The following is a 16,309-nucleotide window of genomic DNA, read 5'->3' as shown; positions in this document are numbered from 1 at the left end:
TTGTCGTTCCTCAATCGTCGGAGCCGAGCGAGACGTAGACGTCGCCGTCCTCGACCTTGACCTTGTAGGTGGCGACCGGCTGGGTGGCCGGCGGGTTGGTGGGCTTGCCGGTGCTCAGGTCGAAGCAGGACCCGTGCAGCCAGCACTCGATGGTGCCGTTGTAGATCTCGCCCTCGGACAGCGACACCTCGGCGTGCGAGCAGATGTCGTTGACGGCGTAGACCTCGCCGCCGGTGCGCGCCAGCGCGACCGGCGTGTCGCCGATCTCGACGCCGAGGGCTCCGTCCTCGGGGATCTCCTCCAGCGCGCACACCTTGACGAAGCTCATCTGCCCTCCGCCCGCACGTCCAGCTCGGCCTCGATGGCCTCGGCGACCTTCTCGCGCACCTCGGGCACCTCGATCCGCTCGACCAGCTGGCCGAGGAACCCCCGCACCACCATGCGGCGCGCCTCGTCGAAGGTGATGCCGCGCGCCTGCAGGTAGAACAGGTGCTCGTCGTCGAGCCGCCCGGACGCCGAGGCGTGCCCGGCGCCGGCGACCTCGCCGGTGAGGATCTCCAGGTTCGGCACCGAGTCGACCCGCGTCCCGTCGGTCAGGACGAGGTTGCGGTTCAGCTCGTAGGTGTCGGTGCCCTCCGCCTCCGCGCGGATGATCACGTCGCCGATCCAGACGGCGTGCGCGTCCTGGTCCTGCAGCGCGCCGCGGTAGTCGACGCGGCTGCGGCAGTTCGGCACGGCGTGGTCGACCAGCAGCCGGTGCTCCAGGTGCTGGCCGCCGTCGACGAAGTACACCCCGTACAGCTCGGCGTCGCCGCCGGGCCCGTCGTAGGCGACGGACGGGGAGATCCGCACGAGGTCGCCGCCGAGCGAGACGTTGTGCGACACGAACCGGGCGTCGCGGCCCAGCCGCGCGTGCTGGTGCGAGACGTGCACGCTGTCGTCCGCCCAGTCCTGCAGGCTGATCACCGAGAGGCGGGCGCCGTCGCCGACGACGAACTCGACGTTGTCGGCGTAGGTCGCCGAGCCGCGGTGCGCGAGCACCACGGTCGCCTCGGCGAACGGCTCCAGGACCACGGTGGTGTGCCCGTAGGCGGCGGCCGACGCGTCCTCGCCGCGCAGCCGGATCACGGTCGGCGCCGAGGCGACGACCTCCTTCGGCACGGTGACGACGGTGGCGTGCGTGAACGACGTCCACGCCTGCGCGCTGACCCGGTCGGCGGGCACGTACGCCCTGCCGAGCCGGGCGTCGTCGCGGCCGACGGTCTCGACGGTCACCTCGGGCGCCGCCTCGACCTCGGCGATGACCTTGCCGTTGGGCTCGGCCGTGCCGTTGTGCAGGCCGCGCAGCCGGCGCAGCGGGGTGAACCGCCACTCCTCCTCGCGGCCGGTGGGCACGTCGAAGTCGCCCACCTCGTACGAAGCCTTCTCGTGCAGGGTCGAGAGCGGCTTGCCGGTCTCCAGCCCCATCAGCCGACGGCCCCTTCCATCTGCAGCTCGATGAGCCGGTTCAGCTCGAGCGCGTACTCCATCGGCAGCTCGCGCGCGATGGGCTCGACGAACCCGCGCACGATCATCGCCATCGCCTCGTCCTCGGTCATGCCGCGGCTCATGAGGTAGAACAGCTGGTCCTCGGACACCTTGGAGACGGTGGCCTCGTGGCCCATCTCCACGTCGTCCTCGCGGACGTCGACGTACGGGTAGGTGTCGGACCGGCTGATCTGGTCGACCAGCAGCGCGTCGCACTTGACCGTGGACTTGCTGTGCTCGGCGCCCTCCTGGATCTGCACCAGCCCGCGGTAGGAGGTGCGGCCGCCGCCGCGCGCCACCGACTTGGAGATGATGCTGCTGGAGGTGTTCGGCGCGGCGTGCACCATCTTGGCGCCGGCGTCCTGGTGCTGGTCCTCGCCGGCGAACGCGATCGACAGGGTCTCGCCCTTGGCGTGCTCGCCGAGCAGGTAGACCGCCGGGTACTTCATGGTGACCTTGGAGCCGATGTTGCCGTCGACCCACTCCATGGTGGCGCCCTCGTAGGCGACGGCGCGCTTGGTCACCAGGTTGTAGACGTTGTTCGACCAGTTCTGGATGGTCGTGTAGCGGACGCGGGCGTCCTTCTTCACGACGATCTCGACGACGGCGGAGTGCAGCGAGTCCGACTTGTAGATCGGCGCGGTGCAGCCCTCGACGTAGTGGACGTAGGAGCCCTCGTCGGCGATGATCAGCGTCCGCTCGAACTGGCCCATGTTCTCGGTGTTGATCCGGAAGTAGGCCTGGAGCGGGATCTCGACGTGGACGCCCGGCGGCACGTAGATGAACGAGCCGCCCGACCACACGGCGGTGTTGAGCGCGGCGAACTTGTTGTCGCCGACCGGGATCACGGAGCCGAAGTACTCCTGGAAGATCTCCGGGTGCTCGCGCAGGCCGGTGTCGGTGTCGACGAAGATGACGCCCTTCTCCTCAAGGTCCTCGCGGATCTTGTGGTAGACGACCTCCGACTCGTACTGGGCGGCGACGCCGGCGATGAGGCGCTGCTTCTCCGCCTCGGGGATGCCGAGCTTGTCGTAGGTGTTCTTGATGTCCTCGGGGAGCTCTTCCCAGGACGCCGCCTGCTTCTCGGTCGAGCGGACGAAGTACTTGATGTTCTCGAAGTCGATCGCCGACAGGTCCGAGCCCCAGGTGGGCATCGGCTTCTTGTCGAAGAGCCGGAGTCCCTTGAGGCGCAGGTCGAGCATCCAGTCCGGCTCGCCCTTCTTGGCCGAGATGTCGCGGACGACGTCCTCGTTCAGGCCGCGCCGCGCGGAGGCGCCGGCCTCGTCGGAGTCGGCCCAGCCGAACTTGTACCTGTCGAGCCCCTCCAGCTCGGGGTGGGCTGTAGTCATAGGGACGTCCTCCCGGACTCCTCGTCACTGGTGTGTGTCTTTTCGGGGGACCTCTCCCCCGCGTCCCCGCCAGGGGTGACGCTCGCTCCGGGATCCTCCGCCTGCCCCGTCCCGCACAGGGAGCGGGGGCTGACGTGGGTGGTGCAGATCCCGTCGCCGTGGGCGATGGTGGCCAACCGCTGGACGGGGGTGCCCAGCAGCCGGCTGAACGCCTCGGTCTCCGCCTCGCACAGCTGCGGGAACTCGGCCGCGACGTGCGCGACCGGGCAGTGGTGCTGGCACAGCTGCTCGCCGCCGCCCGGCTGGGGCGCCTTGCCGGCGGCGGCCGCGTAGCCGTCGCCGGAGAGCGCCTCGGCGAGCGTGCGGACCCGCTGCTGCGGCGGCGCGTCCTGCACGACGGGCCGGTAGCGCCGCTCCAGGTCGGCGATCTGCCGGCGGGCGAACTCGGCGACCGCGTGGTCCCCGGCCGTCTCGGCCAGGAACCGCAGGGCGCTGCTCGCCAGGTCGTCGTAGGCGTGCACGAACGCGCTGCGCCCGGCGTCGGTGATCGCGAACCACTTGGCGGGACGGCCGCGGCCGCGGCGGGTCTGCGGCGTCCGTGCCTTGCGGATCTCGATCATGCCCTCGGCCAGCAGCGCGTCCAGGTGCCGGCGGACCGCGGCGGGGGTGAGCCCCATGCGCTCGCCGAGCGTGGACGCCGTGACCGGCCCGTGCTCAAGGATCAGCCGGGCCACCCGGGCGCGGGTGTCGCGCTCGGTGTGGGAGGCGGCCGACGGCACGCCGGAAGGGCGCACGGGTGCGCTCTCCGGGGTCGTCTGATCCTCGCTCACGTTTTTCACAACATCAGTGTGCCGTAATTGCTTCCCCCGAAACACCGGAACGGGAATGTCCTCGCTCACGCAGGTTAGCCTTACCTAACCTTGGCCTTCTCGTCAGGCGAAAGCGCCCGCGGCCCCGCGCGGGAGGACGAGCACCGGGCACGGCGCGGCCCGGACGATCTTGCCGGAGCCCTCGCCCAGGAAGACCTTGCGCAGCGGCCCGTCGTGGCTGGACGGGCAGGCCAGCAGCTCACCCGGCAGCATATCCACCGCGGCCAGCGCGTTGGCGGTCCCCGTTCCGGCGACCGCCTCGGTCCCCACCAGCGTCCCCTCGCCCGCGATCCCGGTGAGCCGTTCGGCGGCGTCGGCGAGGTCCCGCTCCGCCCGGTCCAGCTGCCGTGCCATGACGTCGTCGGCGTTGCGGAACCGGGCCGCCAGCCCCGGCGGCCGCAGGACGAGGGTGACCAGCCGCACCGGCAGGGCCAGCGTCCGGGCGGTCCGCGCGGCCGCCTCCACCGGGCCGTCCGCCTCCGGCGCCCGCCAGTACGCCACCGTCAGCCGCTCGAACTGGTCGGGTGCGTGGACCGCGTACCCGCGCGGCGCCAGCAGCACAGGCACCGGCGAGCCGTGCAGCAACTGGTCCGCGGTGCTGCCGATGGCGACGCGCCCGCGCCGGCCGCGCGGCGCGGAGCCGATCACGATCAGGTCCGCGCCGGTCTCCGCGGCCACCTCGATCAGCCCGCGCCCGCTGCCCCGGTGCGCGTGCACCCGCAGGTCGGTGCGCCGGCCCGGCACGCCCAGTTCCGCCAGCCGCCCGGCCGCCCGCTCCAGCGCGTCGGCCGCCTGTTCCCGCAGGTAGCCGACCCATTCGGCGTCGACCGAGCCCGGCCCGCGCGCCGGCCAGGCCGGGGGATGCACGTTCGCCACGGTCAGCCGGACGTCCGCCACCCTGCGCGGCGCCGCCACGCCCCGCAGCACCAGCGCGGCGAGCGCCAGCGCGTCGCCGCCCCGCTCGTCCGGCGAGTACCCGGCGAGGATCCGCAGCGCGAGCCCGTCCGGCGCGTCCGGCCCGTTCGCCCCGCTCATCGCGGCTCCTTCCCGGGGATGCCGGACGCCTCGATCGCCAGGCGCGAATGGCGGCGCCCGTACAGGAAGTAGGCGACCAGCCCGGCGAGGGTCCACAGGGCGAACACGATCCAGGTCACGCTGCCGAGACCGACCATCAGGTACACGCAGAGCGCGACGCCGATCAGCGGCGTCGCCGGGTAGAACGGCGTGCGGAAGCCGCGCGGCAGGTCCGGCCGCGTCCGGCGCAGCACGATAACGCCCACGCTGACCAGGGCGAACGCGAACAGCGTGCCGATGCTGGTGGCGTCGACCAGCCGGCCGAGCGGGATCACGGCGGCGAGGACCCCGATGAACGCCGCGACGATCACGGTGTTGGCGACCGGCACCGCCCGGCCCGGGCTGACCCGCTGGAACACGTGCGGGACCAGCCCGTCCCGCGACATCGCGAACAGGATGCGGGTCTGCCCGTACATGACGGTGAGGACGACGCTGGCGATCGCGACCACCGCGCCGAGGGACAGGATCATCGACGGCCACGCCCGGCCGGTCGCCTCGTCCAGCACCAGGGCCAGCGACGCCTCCGACCCGCTGAGCGAGAACCGGGTCCAGTGCAGGGCGCCGACCGCGGCCAGCCCGACCAGCACGTACACCGCCGTCACGATCGCCAGCGACAGGACGATCGCGAGGGGCAGGTCGCGGCGCGGGTTGCGCGCCTCCTCGCCGGCGGTGGACGCGGCGTCGAACCCGATGTAGGAGAAGAACACCTTCGACCCGGCGGCGCTGATGCCCGCCCATCCCAGCGGCGCCAACGGGGTCAGGTTGCCCGCGTGGAACGCGGTGAAGGCGACCGCGCAGAAGAACAGCAGCACGGCGATCTTCAGGAACACCATGACCGTGTTGGCGCGGGCGCTCTCGGACGTGCCGCGCAGCAGCAGCAGGGCGGCGATCAGCACCACGACCACGGCCGGGACGTTGACCAGCCCGCCGTCACCCGGCGGGTTGCTGATCGCGGCCGGCATCGTGCCGCCGACCGCCTTGTCGAAGAACTCGTTCAGGTAGGAGCCCCAGCCGACCGCGACGGCCGACACCGAGACCGCGTACTCCAGCAGCAGGCACCACCCGCACACCCACGCCACCAGCTCGCCGAGCGTCGCGTAGGCATAGGAGTAGGACGAGCCGGACACCGGAATCGTCCCGGCGAGCTCGGCGTAGGACAGCGCGGAGAACAGCGCCGTCACCGCGGCGAGCACGAACGACAGCACCACCGCCGGGCCCGCCTTCGGCACCGCCTCCCCCAGCACGACGAAGATCCCGGTGCCGAGGGTCGCGCCCACGCTGAACAGGGTCAGCTGCAGCAGGCTCATCGAGCGCCGCAGCTCGCCGCCCTCGCCATGCCCGCCCTCGGCGACGATCCGGTCGACCGGCTTGGTCCGCACCAGCGACCGCGCGAACGACCCGCGGCCCGCCCCGGCGGTCACCGGCCGCTCCGGCGCGGCGCGGTGGCGGTCACCATGGTCGCAGTGGCCGCGTGCGTCCCGATGGTCGGCCGCGTCACGACGATCAGCCGGGTCACAGGGTGCTCGCCAGCGGCCAGGTCGCGTTCGGGGTCACGATCGTGCCCGCGGTCCCCGCGAGGATGTCGACGCACTCGTCCAGCAGCCCGATCGCGGCCATGTCGCCGGTGCGCTCCACGAACCCGGCGACGGCGGCGACCTTCGGACCCATCGACCCGTCCGGGAACTCCTCGCCGCGCAGCTCGTACGGGGTGGTGTGGTGGATCGCCTCCTGCCGGTCCGTCCCGTAGCGCCGCATGACGTTCGGGACGTCGGTGAGGATCAGCAGCGCGTCCGCGTCCAGCGTCTCGGCCAGCACCGACGCGGTGTGGTCCTTGTCGATCACCGCCTCGACGCCCTCCAGCCGGCCGACGTCGTTGCGGAACACCGGGACGCCCCCGCCGCCCGCGCACACCACGACCGTCCCGGCCCGCACCAGCTCCCGGATCAGCCGGGTCTCGATCACCCGCTGCGGCTTCGGCGACGGCACCACGCGGCGCCAGCGCTCCCCGTCCCGGCGGACCGTCCAGCCGTACTCGGCGGCCAGCCGCTCGGCCTCCTCCCGCTCGTACACCTGCCCGACGAACTTGGTCGGGTTCTGGAACGCCGGGTCCACCGCGGACACCAGCGTCTGGTTGACCATCGCCATCACCTGGCGGCCGGGCAGCGCGTTCTGCAGCGCCTGCAGCAGCCAGTATCCGATCATCCCCTGCGTCTCCGCGCCGATGGTGTCCAGCGGGTAGGGCCGGGTCAGCCGGCCGTCGTTCTGGCTCTCCAGCGCCAGCACCCCGACCTGCGGGCCGTTGCCGTGCGTCACGATCAGCTCGTGCTCCTCGGCGAGCGGCGCGAGCGCCCGGACGGCCCGGTCCACGTTGGCCCGCTGGAGCCGGGCGTCCGGCGTCTCCCCGCGCTTGACCAGCGCGTTCCCACCGAGCGCGACGACGACGCGCATCTCCCCCCTCCCCCGCGGCCCCGGCCCGGCGGGCGCTCAGCCGAGCGTCGCGACCAGCACGGCCTTGATCGTGTGCATCCGGTTCTCGGCCTCGTCGAACACGATCGAGGCGTCCGACTCGAACACCTCCTCGGTGACCTCCAGCGCCGCCAGGCCGGTCCGGCGGAAGATCTCCTCGCCGAGCGCGGTCTCCCGGTTGTGGAAGGCGGGGAGGCAGTGCATGAACTTCGCGTCCGGGTTCCCGGTCGCGCGCATCACCTCGGAGTCGACCTGGTACGGCTTGAGCAGCGTGATGCGCTCGTCCCAGACGTCCGCGGGCTCGCCCATCGACACCCACACGTCGGTGAGGACGAAGTCGGCGCCGCGCACGCCCTGCGCCACGTCCTCGGTGATGGTGATCTCCGCGCCGGTCCGCGCCGCGACCGCGTTGGCCGGGTCGACGACCGTGCTCCCGTCCGGCCACAGCGTCCTCGGCGCGACGATCCGGACGTCCATACCCAGCAGCGCCCCCGCGACCACGTACGAGTGCCCCATGTTGTTGCGCGCGTCGCCCAGGTACGCGTACGTGACGTCGCGCAGGGGCTTGTCGCTGTGCTCGCGCATGGTGAGCATGTCGGCGAGCATCTGCGTCGGATGCCACTCGTCGGTCAGGCCGTTCCACACCGGGACGCCCGCGTGCTCGGCCAGCTCCTCCACGTAGTGCTGCCGCGAGCCCCGGTACTCGATGCCGTCGAACATGCGGCCCAGCACGCGGGCGGTGTCCTTCATCGACTCCTTGTAGCCGATCTGGGAGCCGGCCGGGTCCAGGTAGGTCGTGTGGGCGCCCTGGTCGTGCGCGGCGACCTCGAACGCGCAGCGCGTCCGGGTCGAGGGCCGCTCGAAGATCAGCGCGATGTTGCGGCCCTCCAGGCGGCGCCGCTCCGTCCCGCTGTAGCGGGCGGCCTTCAACTCGGCGGCCAGGTCGATGAGGAAGCCGAACTCCTTCGGGGCGAGGTCGAGCTCGCGGGTGAGGCTGCGCCCGCGCAGGTTGTAGGCCATCGGTCCCCGGTCCCCCGTTCGGCGTGCCCGTCGGGCCACCGGCCCCGCCCCCGGTGACAGGCCGAGAGCTTCCCCTCGCCCCGCCGGGCGAAACCAGGGCCGTCCGGGGCTCCCCGGACCCGCCCGGCGCTTTTACCCGGCCTTCACCCGGCACCGGCGGCACCCCGCGCGGAGCCGTCCCGCGGCGGACCTAAACTCATTGCCATGACAACCCCCGGAGACGGCGCCGTCGAGCTGGACGCGCTCGTCAAGCGCTATGGCACGGCGACGGCCGTGGACGGCCTGTCGTTCAGCGCCGCCCGGGGCGCCGTCACCGCGCTCCTCGGCCCGAACGGCGCGGGCAAGACCACCACGATCGAGATCTGCGAGGGGTTCCGCCGCGCCGACGCGGGCACCGTCCGCGTCCTCGGCCTGGACCCGGTCGCCGACGCGCGGGCGCTCAAGCCCCGCGTCGGGGTGATGCCGCAGTCGGGCGGCGTTCCGGGCACCGCGAAGGCCGCCGAGTTCCTGCGGCTGGTCGCCTCGTTCCACGCCACGCCCCTCAACCCGGCCGCGCTGCTGGCGCGGCTCGGCCTCACCGAGCACGCCCGCACCCCGTTCCGCCGCATGTCGGGCGGCCAGCAGCAGCGGCTGTCGCTCGCGGTCGCCGTGGTCGGACGGCCCGAGCTGGTCTTCCTCGACGAGCCGTCCACCGGCCTCGACCCGCAGGCGCGGCACGCCACCTGGGAGCTGATCGAGGAGCTTCGCGAGGCCGGCGTCTCGGTGGTCCTCACCACGCACAACATGGAGGAGGCCGAGCGGCTCGCCGACAAGGTCGTGATCGTCGACCACGGCAAGGTCGTGGCGGAGGGCGGCCCGGCGGAGCTCACAGGCGCCGAGCGGCAGCTGCGCTTCCGCGCCCGGCCCGGCCTCGGGCTGGAGGAGCTGCTGTCGGCGCTGCCCGCCGGGAGCGCCGCGAAGGAGTCGCCCGCCGGGCACTACCTGATCGAGGCCGACGTCAGCCCGGAACTGCTCGCCACCGTCACCGCCTGGTGCGCCTCGCACGGGGTGATGACCGAGGACCTGCGGATCGAGCGCCGCACGCTGGAGGACGTCTTCCTCGAACTGACCGGACGGGAGCTGCGCTCATGACCACGACACCGGCGGCGACGCCCGCCGCGGCGCCGGCCGCGCTGGACCTGTCGCCCGCGCCGGGCGCGGTCCCGCTGCCGCGGATGATCCTGTCGCAGGCCGGCTACGAGTTCCGCGCCGTGGTGCGCAACGGCGAGCAGCTCCTGCTCACCCTGATCATCCCCGTGGTGCTGCTGACGCTGTTCGGCGCCACCTCGCTGCTGGACCTCGGCTCCGGCCGCCGGGTCGACTTCCTCGCCCCCGGCGTCCTCGCGCTCGCGGTGATGTCCACCGCGTTCACCGGGCAGGCGATCGGCACCGGGTTCGAGCGCCGCTACGGCGTGCTCAAGCGGCTCGGCGCCACGCCGCTGCCGCGCGGCGGGCTGATCGCCGCCAAGACGCTGTCGGTGGTCGCCGTCGAGATCCTTCAGGCGGTCGTGGTGTGCGCGGTCGCGCTGGCGCTCGGCTGGCACCCGCACGGCGACCCCGTCTCGGTGGTCGTCCTGCTGCTCTTCGGGACGGCCGCGTTCAGCGGGTTCGGGCTGCTGATGGCCGGGACGCTGCGCGCCGAGGCCACCCTCGCCGCCGCGAACCTGGTCTACATCCTGCTGCTGGCCGTCGGCGGCGTGGTGTTCCCCCTCGACAAGTTCCCCGGCGCCGTCCGGGACGTGCTGGAGCTGCTGCCGATCTCGGCGCTCGCCGACGGGCTGCGGCAGGTGCTGCAGCACGGCGCGGCGTTCCCCGGCAAGCCGCTGCTGGTCCTCGCGGTGTGGGCGGCCGCCGGGCTCGCCCTCGCCGCCCGCTTCTTCCGCTGGGAGTGATCGTTGGCACTCGCTGAGGCCCCCGGGTCCTACGGCGCGGCGGGCCGGGCGGCCCGGCGTGCCCGCACGCTGTCGCTCGGCTCGGTGCCGCCGCCCGCGATGATCCTGCTCGGCATCGTGTCCGTGCAGGTCGGCGCGGGTCTGGCCAAGCACCTGTTCGAGCGGCTGCCGCCGACGTCGGTGGTGTCGATCCGGCTGCTGGCGTCGGCGCTCGTGCTGGGCTTCCTCGCCCGCCGGGGGCTGCGGACGATCCTGCGCGACCACTCCTGGACGAGCCTGGCGTTCGCCGCGGGCTACGGGCTCGTACTGGCGATCATGAACTTCGCGTTCTACCAGTCGCTGTCGCGGATCCCGCTCGGGGTGGCGGTGACCATCGAGTTCCTCGGGCCGCTGTCGGTCGCGATCGTCGGCTCGCGCCGCCCCCGGGACCTGCTGTGGGTCGTGCTGGCGGGCGCGGGCGTGCTGATGCTCGCCCGGGGCGGCGGGCACGTGAACCTCGCCGGGATCGCGTTCGCGCTGGTCGCCGCGGTCGGCTGGGCGTGCTACATCCTACTGACCGCCGCCACCGGCCGGCGGATCCCGGGCACGACCGGCCTCGCCCTCGCCAGCGTCATCGGCACGCTGGTCATGCTGCCGGGCGGGATCGCGGCGGGCGGCGGCGCCGTGTTCGACCCGTGGCTGCTGCTGATCGGGCTCGGCGTCGGGCTGCTGTCGTCGGTGATCCCCTACTCGCTGGAGCTGGAGGCGCTGCGGCGGGTGCCCGCCCGGGTGTTCGGCATCCTGATGAGCCTGGAGCCCGCCGTCGCCGCGCTGGTGGGCGTGGTCGTGCTCGGCGAGGTGCTCAGCGGGCGGCAGTGGGTCGCGATCGCCTGCGTCATCGTGGCCTGCGCGGGCGCCACGCGGAGCCGGAAGGAGCCGCCGGAGGCCCCCGAGGTCTGAGGGCGCCTCCCCGCCGGCTCGCCGCCGACGGCCGTCCCGGGCGAATCGGCCCCGCCGCGACGGGGCATGGGGTGGGCGAGCGTGGCAGGATCGGTGGAAGGATCACTGCAGGAGCACCAGCACCACCCGAGCAGCACACCCAGCAGAGAGGAGCCGCCGTGACCGGCCGGACCGATGACCAGGGACTGCCGCCGGAGTTCTTCGAGGCGGGACCGGCGTCGTTCGTCGACTTCCTGCGCCACCACTCGCCCGACCTGCTGCCCGTCAACCGGGTGCCGGACGCCGGGACCGTCCCCGAGCTGCCGCACGGCACCACCGTGCTCGCGCTGACGATCCCGGGCGGCGTCATGATGGCCGGGGACCGCCGCGCCACGCAGGGCAACCGGATCGCCTACCGCGAGCTGGACAAGGTCCAGCGGGCCGACGAGTACTCCGCGGTGGCGTTCGCCGGGACGGTCGGGCTCGCGCTGGAGATGGTCCGGCTGTTCCAGGTGGAGCTGGAGCACTACGAGAAGATGGAGACGGTCCCGCTGTCGCTGCCCGGCAAGGCCCGCCGGCTCGGCGCCGTCATCCAGGCCAACCTCGCCCAGGCCATGCAGGGGCTCGCGGTCGTCCCGCTGTTCGCCGGGTACGACCCCGACACCGACGACGCCCGGATCTACACCTACGACATCACCGGCGCCCCGCAGCTCGCCCGCGACTACCACGCCGACGGCTCCGGCTCCCCCTACGCGCTGGGCGCGCTGAAGAAGCTGTACCGGCCCGACCTGTCGGTGGAGGACGCCGCGACGGTGTGCGTCCAGGCCCTGTACGACGCGGCCGACGACGACACGGCCACCGGCGGGCCCGACCTGTCCCGGCGCATCTACCCCACGATCGCGGCCGTCACCGCGGACGGCTACCGGCAGCTTCCCGAGGAGCAGGTCTCCGCGATCGCCGCGGAGGTGCTGGAGGGCCGGATGCGCGAACCGAACGGCCCGGTCGCGCCGCTGCGCTGATCCGCCGCCGGGACGGCGGGGCGACACGGAGCGTCGCGATGGCGACTGCGCTCTGTGACCCCGCCGGCTCCGGGAACGTCGTACCCGGCTCATAGACTCGGCCTTATGGCACGCGCGAACGACGAGGCCGCAGCCCTCATCCAGGAACTGGCCGACCTCCTCTCCATCACCGGCGGCGACGCCTTCAAGATCCGGGCGTACGAGAAGGCCGCGCGGGCGATCGCGGGTCATCCCGACGACATCTCCGAGCTCGACCTGGCCGGGCTGCGCAAGATCCCGACGGTCGGCGAGGCGATCGCCAAGAAGGTCCTCGACTACACCACCACCGGCACGATCCGGCAGGTCGAGGAGCTGCGCACGCAGATCCCCGCGGGCGTCCGCGCGCTCACCGCGATCCCGACGCTCGGCCCGAAGAAGGCCCTGGCCGTCTACGAGGAGCTCGGCATCTCGTCGGTGGACGAGCTGGCCGAGGCCATCAAGGCGGGCCGGCTGCGCGGGCTGAAGGGCTTCGGCGCCAAGACCGAGGACAACATCCTGCGCGGCATCGAGCTGATGCGCAGCTCCGGCGAGCGCGTCCTGCTGGACGCCGCCGCGGGCGTCGCCGACGAGGTCGTCGCGGCGCTGTCGGCGCTCCCCCAGGTCGAGCGGTGCGCGCACGCGGGCTCGCTGCGCCGAATGCGCGAGACGATCGGCGACGTCGACGTGCTCGCCGCGTCCACCGACCCGCACCCGATCATGGAGGCGTTCACCGCGCTGCCGCTCGTCGCCGAGGTGATCGTCGGCGGCGACAAGAAGACCTCGATCCGCACCGACCGGGGCCTGCAGGTCGACCTGCGCGTCGTACCGCCGGAGGCGTGGGGCGCGGCGCTCCAGTACTTCACCGGCTCGCAGGCGCACAACATCCGCACCCGCGAGATCGCGGTGAAGGCGGGGCTGAAGCTGTCGGAGTACGGGCTGTTCGACGCCGACTCCGGCGACCTGATCGTGTCCCGGACCGAGGACGAGGTCTACGAGCGGCTCGGCCTGCCGTGGATCCATCCGGCGCTGCGCGAGGACACCGGGGAGATCGAGGCGGCGCTGAAGGACGAGCTGCCCCGCCTGGTCACCGTCGAGGACCTGCGGGGCGACCTGCACAGCCACACCGACCTCACCGACGGCATCGCCTCCCTGGAGGACATGGTCGCCGCCGCCGCGGACCGGGGGCTGGAGTACTACGCGATCACCGACCACGCGCCGAACCTGTTCATGCAGCGGATGACCGACGAGAAGATGCTCGCCCAGCGCGAGCGGGTCCGCGAGCTGCAGAAGCGCTACCCCGGCCTGGTCCTGCTGCACGGCACCGAGCTGAACATCGACCCGGACGGCGGCGTCGACTGGGACGCCGGCTTCCTCGCGGGCTTCGACATCTGCGTGGCGTCCGTCCACTCGCACTTCACCCAGGACGAGGCGGAGATGACGCGGCGGCTCGTCCGCGCCTGCGAGAACCCGCACGTGCACGTGATCGGCCATCCGACGGCGCGCAGCATCGGCCGCCGCCCGCCGGTGGACGCCGACTGGGACGAGGTGTTCCGGGCCGCCGCCCGCACCGGCACGGCGATGGAGATCGACTCGTTCCCCGACCGGCTCGACCTGCCCGCCGACCTGATCCGCCGCGCGAAGCGGTTCGGGGTGCGGTTCTCCGTCGACACCGACGCGCACTCGCTCGGGCACCACCGCAACATCCGCTACGGGATCGGCACCGCCCAGCGGGGATGGCTCACGCCCGACGACGTCATCAACACCTGGCCGCTGGAGCGCCTGCGCGCCTTCCTCCGCAAGGACGAGGGCGCGCGGTGAGCGGCGGCGGGGCTCAGGCGGGCTGAGGGGCCTCGGCGGGACGGGCGGGCACCGCGCGCGGCCGCGCCTCCGGCATCGGGCCGCGGTCGCGGAGCGCGAAGAACAGCCGGAACGCCGCGATCCACATCAGCACCGCGCCGAGCATGTGCAGCAGCACCAGCCCGGCGGGGACGCCCAGGAAGTACTGGGTGTAGCCGACGGCGCCCTGCGCGACGATCAGCGCGATCAGCTCCCACGCGCGGCGCTTGGCGGCCGCGGGGCCGCCGGTGCGGTACAGCGCGATGGTGACGGCGATCGTGAACGCGATGGTGACCCACGCCAGCTCGCCGTGGATGCGCGCCACGTCCTGGATGTTGAAGCCGTAGCGGCGGGACGAGGCGTCCCCGGCGTGCGGGCCGGTGCCGGTGACCACGGTGCCCGCGACGAGCACGGCCGCGGAGGCGACCAGCAGCAGCGCGCCGAGGCGGCGCGTCCAGGGCCCGGCGAGGGGCCGGGCGGGGGCGTCGCCCTCGCCGGCGCGCACCCACAGCGCCACGCAGAACACCAGCAGCGCCGGCGAGACGAGGAAGTGCGCCGACACCGCGGCCGGGTTCAGGTCGGTGAGCACGACGATGCCGCCGATGACGGCCTGCGCGACGACGCTCATCGGCTGGGCGAGCGACCACCAGACCAGGTCGCGGCGGCGCGGGACGAGGCGCAGCGCGGCGACGAACACCAGCACGCCGATCGCCAGCACGACGAAGGTGATCAGCCGGTTGCCGAACTCGACCGCCATGTTGAACGCGTGGTGATCGGCGTTGCGGGTGGGGACGAGGCTGTCGCCCGAGCAGCGCGGCCACTCCGGGCAGCCGAGCCCCGACTCGGTGAGCCGGACGAGGCCGCCGCTGACCACGATCACCACGTTGCCGACGACGCCGAGCAGCGCCAGCAGCCGCACCGACCCGGGGGTGGGGTGCCACACGGCGTCCCAGGCACGGATCAGCGGGTTCGTCGACGACTTTCGCTCAGCCACGCGTCAATCGTATGGCCGCCCTCCCGTGCCCCCGACGCACCCCCCGGTTACCGCGTGTACGGGCCGGGCGGGGGCGGCGGCAGGAACCCGGACGGCCCCTGCGGCGCCCACGGCGGCGCTCCCGCGACGGAGCCGCCGCCGCGCGGCGGGGTCCGCAGGAACGCCTGCCTCGCCAGCGACATCAGCTCCAGGAGGGAGTCGCGGCGGGCCGCGAACCAGTGCGGCTCGGCGTTGCCGCGGTCGGCGCGCTTGTGCAGCAGCGCGAGCTCGGTGGCGGCGAGCTGGTAGTCGACCATCGCGCGGGCGGCGGGCGGGCCGCCGACGGACCTGGCCCAGCGGCGCGCGGCCCGCCGCGACGGGATGGACCGCAGCATCCGCACGTCCTGCGGGGTCACCAGGCCGGTGCCGGCGTACATCGGCAGGTACGCCTCGATGCGCCGGACGGTGTGCCGCCGCTCGACGGCGACGATGACGATCAGCGTGACCAGGACGCAGAAGTCGAGGAGGTACACGATGCCGAGGCCGCCGAGCCCGAAGGTCGTGGCGCCGTTCCACAGCCCGTGCAGGATCATCGCGCCGAGCAGCCCGAGGACGGGCGCGGCGATCTGGCCGCGCCGGTGGGTGGCGGCGTAGGCGACGCCGAGGCCGGTCATCGAGGTGAACAGCGGGTGGCTGAGCGGCGCGATCAGGCCCCGCAGGATGAACACCGTCTGCAGCTGCTGGGCGCCGCCGTCCTCGAACGCCCGCATGTAGTAGGTGATGTTCTCCATCATCGCGAAGCCGAGGCCGACCATGGCGGCGTAGATGATGCCGTCGGCGAAGCCGTCGATCTCGTTGCGGCGGAACCACAGCATGCCGAACAGCACGGCGCCCTTCAGCGACTCCTCGATGACGGGGGCGCCGAAGGTGGCGCTGACGAAGTGCCCCTTGGTCTCGCCGAAGATCGGGACGGTGACGTACAGCAGGCCGAGGGTGTTCAGCACCAGCGCGCCGAGGACGGCGACGCCCGCGCCCCACATGAACGCGAAGATCAGGGCGCGCGGCGGTTCGGGTTCCAGCCGGTCGAGGGTGAGGGCGAGCGCCACCAGCGCCGGGATCGGCAGGATCGCCAGGACGACCCCGACCCAGAACCCGGCGCCGCCGGACAGGACGTCGGCGGCGAGCGCGAGCACCACGCACAGCGACGAGACGGTCAGCCCGACGATGAGGCCGACCGGGGGCCGGCCGGGGATCCGGCCTTCGAGCACGGCCTTGGGGTCCACACGCGCCATGACGTGAGCGTAACGGG

The 16,309-nt window shown here is 73.1% G+C and carries 15 protein-coding genes; 5 read left to right on the top strand and 10 right to left on the bottom strand.

Going from position 1 to position 16,309, the window contains the following annotated elements; translation table 11 throughout:
- Positions 1-10 precede the first annotated feature (10 nt).
- The 8 genes from amrb99_RS14045 to argF form a co-directional block, all read right to left on the bottom strand.
- Positions 11-328 (bottom strand): non-heme iron oxygenase ferredoxin subunit, encoded by a 318-nt coding sequence (locus amrb99_RS14045; RefSeq protein ID WP_190856381.1) that lies wholly within the window; start codon positions 326-328, stop codon positions 11-13.
- A complete protein-coding gene (gene sufD / locus amrb99_RS14040; protein WP_190856380.1) occupies positions 325-1,467 on the bottom strand; it encodes a Fe-S cluster assembly protein SufD in 1,143 nt (380 codons plus the stop codon). The genes amrb99_RS14045 and sufD overlap by 4 nt, the downstream gene beginning before the upstream one ends.
- Positions 1,467-2,876, bottom strand: a complete 1,410-nt coding sequence (sufB, locus tag amrb99_RS14035; protein WP_190856379.1) for a Fe-S cluster assembly protein SufB — start codon at positions 2,874-2,876, stop codon at positions 1,467-1,469. The genes sufD and sufB overlap by 1 nt, the downstream gene beginning before the upstream one ends.
- A complete protein-coding gene (locus tag amrb99_RS14030; protein WP_347256677.1) occupies positions 2,873-3,670 on the bottom strand; it encodes a metalloregulator ArsR/SmtB family transcription factor in 798 nt (265 codons plus the stop codon). Before amrb99_RS14030 ends, sufB begins: the two co-directional genes overlap by 4 nt.
- A gap of 138 nt (positions 3,671-3,808) precedes the next feature.
- The gene (locus amrb99_RS14025) at positions 3,809-4,780 is read right to left on the bottom strand and encodes a universal stress protein (RefSeq protein ID WP_190856377.1); all 972 of its coding nucleotides are present in this window, start codon (positions 4,778-4,780) and stop codon (positions 3,809-3,811) included.
- The gene (locus amrb99_RS14020) at positions 4,777-6,240 is read right to left on the bottom strand and encodes an amino acid permease (protein WP_190856376.1); all 1,464 of its coding nucleotides are present in this window, start codon (positions 6,238-6,240) and stop codon (positions 4,777-4,779) included. Before amrb99_RS14020 ends, amrb99_RS14025 begins: the two co-directional genes overlap by 4 nt.
- 91 nt (positions 6,241-6,331) lie before the next feature.
- Positions 6,332-7,267, bottom strand: coding sequence for a carbamate kinase (gene arcC / locus amrb99_RS14015; RefSeq protein ID WP_190856375.1), 936 nt, complete (start codon positions 7,265-7,267; stop codon positions 6,332-6,334).
- A 36-nt stretch (positions 7,268-7,303) separates the two neighbouring features.
- Positions 7,304-8,305 carry an ornithine carbamoyltransferase gene (gene argF / locus amrb99_RS14010; RefSeq protein WP_190856374.1) on the bottom strand — a complete coding sequence of 334 codons (1,002 nt, stop codon included), beginning with the start codon at positions 8,303-8,305 and terminating at the stop codon, positions 7,304-7,306.
- 204 nt (positions 8,306-8,509) lie between these two features.
- Here argF and amrb99_RS14005 point away from each other — a divergent pair, with 204 nt between their 5' ends.
- From amrb99_RS14005 to polX, 5 genes are all read left to right on the top strand, one after another.
- Positions 8,510-9,436, top strand: a complete 927-nt coding sequence (locus amrb99_RS14005; RefSeq protein WP_190856373.1) for an ABC transporter ATP-binding protein — start codon at positions 8,510-8,512, stop codon at positions 9,434-9,436.
- Positions 9,433-10,236 carry an ABC transporter permease gene (locus amrb99_RS14000; protein WP_190856372.1) on the top strand — a complete coding sequence of 268 codons (804 nt, stop codon included), beginning with the start codon at positions 9,433-9,435 and terminating at the stop codon, positions 10,234-10,236. The genes amrb99_RS14005 and amrb99_RS14000 overlap by 4 nt, the downstream gene beginning before the upstream one ends.
- Positions 10,237-10,239: 3 nt before the next feature.
- A complete protein-coding gene (locus amrb99_RS13995) occupies positions 10,240-11,175 on the top strand; it encodes an EamA family transporter (RefSeq protein WP_241755538.1) in 936 nt (311 codons plus the stop codon).
- A gap of 158 nt (positions 11,176-11,333) precedes the next feature.
- Positions 11,334-12,173, top strand: a complete 840-nt coding sequence (prcB, locus tag amrb99_RS13990) for a proteasome subunit beta (protein ID WP_190856371.1) — start codon at positions 11,334-11,336, stop codon at positions 12,171-12,173.
- A gap of 105 nt (positions 12,174-12,278) precedes the next feature.
- The gene (gene polX, locus amrb99_RS13985; protein WP_190856370.1) at positions 12,279-14,009 is read left to right on the top strand and encodes a DNA polymerase/3'-5' exonuclease PolX; all 1,731 of its coding nucleotides are present in this window, start codon (positions 12,279-12,281) and stop codon (positions 14,007-14,009) included.
- Between the two features lie 13 nt (positions 14,010-14,022).
- Here the strand turns inward: polX and amrb99_RS13980 are convergent, their stop codons facing one another.
- On the bottom strand, positions 14,023-15,021 hold the full coding sequence (locus amrb99_RS13980; RefSeq protein WP_190856369.1) for a COX15/CtaA family protein: 999 nt from the start codon (positions 15,019-15,021) through the stop codon (positions 14,023-14,025).
- 47 nt (positions 15,022-15,068) lie between these two features.
- On the bottom strand, positions 15,069-16,292 hold the full coding sequence (locus tag amrb99_RS13975) for a PrsW family intramembrane metalloprotease (RefSeq protein WP_190856368.1): 1,224 nt from the start codon (positions 16,290-16,292) through the stop codon (positions 15,069-15,071).
- Positions 16,293-16,309 lie beyond the last annotated feature (17 nt).

The sequence above is a fragment of the Actinomadura sp. RB99 genome (assembly GCF_014706005.1).
GTDB lineage: Bacteria > Actinomycetota > Actinomycetes > Streptosporangiales > Streptosporangiaceae > Spirillospora.
This window is presented reverse-complemented; position numbering and strand designations above follow the sequence as displayed.

Bases quoted from the DNA above. Each gene is read 5' to 3' on its own strand.
- amrb99_RS14045 (WP_190856381.1), bottom strand. From the start codon at position 328: ATGAGCTTCGTCAAGGTGTGCGCGCTGGAGGAGATCCCCGAGGACGGA.
- sufD (WP_190856380.1), bottom strand. From the start codon at position 1,467: ATGGGGCTGGAGACCGGCAAGCCGCTCTCGACCCTGCACGAGAAGGCT.
- sufB (WP_190856379.1), bottom strand. From the start codon at position 2,876: ATGACTACAGCCCACCCCGAGCTGGAGGGGCTCGACAGGTACAAGTTC.
- amrb99_RS14025 (WP_190856377.1), bottom strand. From the start codon at position 4,780: ATGAGCGGGGCGAACGGGCCGGACGCGCCGGACGGGCTCGCGCTGCGG.
- arcC (WP_190856375.1), bottom strand. From the start codon at position 7,267: ATGCGCGTCGTCGTCGCGCTCGGTGGGAACGCGCTGGTCAAGCGCGGG.
- argF (WP_190856374.1), bottom strand. From the start codon at position 8,305: ATGGCCTACAACCTGCGCGGGCGCAGCCTCACCCGCGAGCTCGACCTC.
- amrb99_RS14005 (WP_190856373.1), top strand. From the start codon at position 8,510: ATGACAACCCCCGGAGACGGCGCCGTCGAGCTGGACGCGCTCGTCAAG.
- amrb99_RS14000 (WP_190856372.1), top strand. From the start codon at position 9,433: ATGACCACGACACCGGCGGCGACGCCCGCCGCGGCGCCGGCCGCGCTG.
- polX (WP_190856370.1), top strand. From the start codon at position 12,279: ATGGCACGCGCGAACGACGAGGCCGCAGCCCTCATCCAGGAACTGGCC.
- amrb99_RS13975 (WP_190856368.1), bottom strand. From the start codon at position 16,292: ATGGCGCGTGTGGACCCCAAGGCCGTGCTCGAAGGCCGGATCCCCGGC.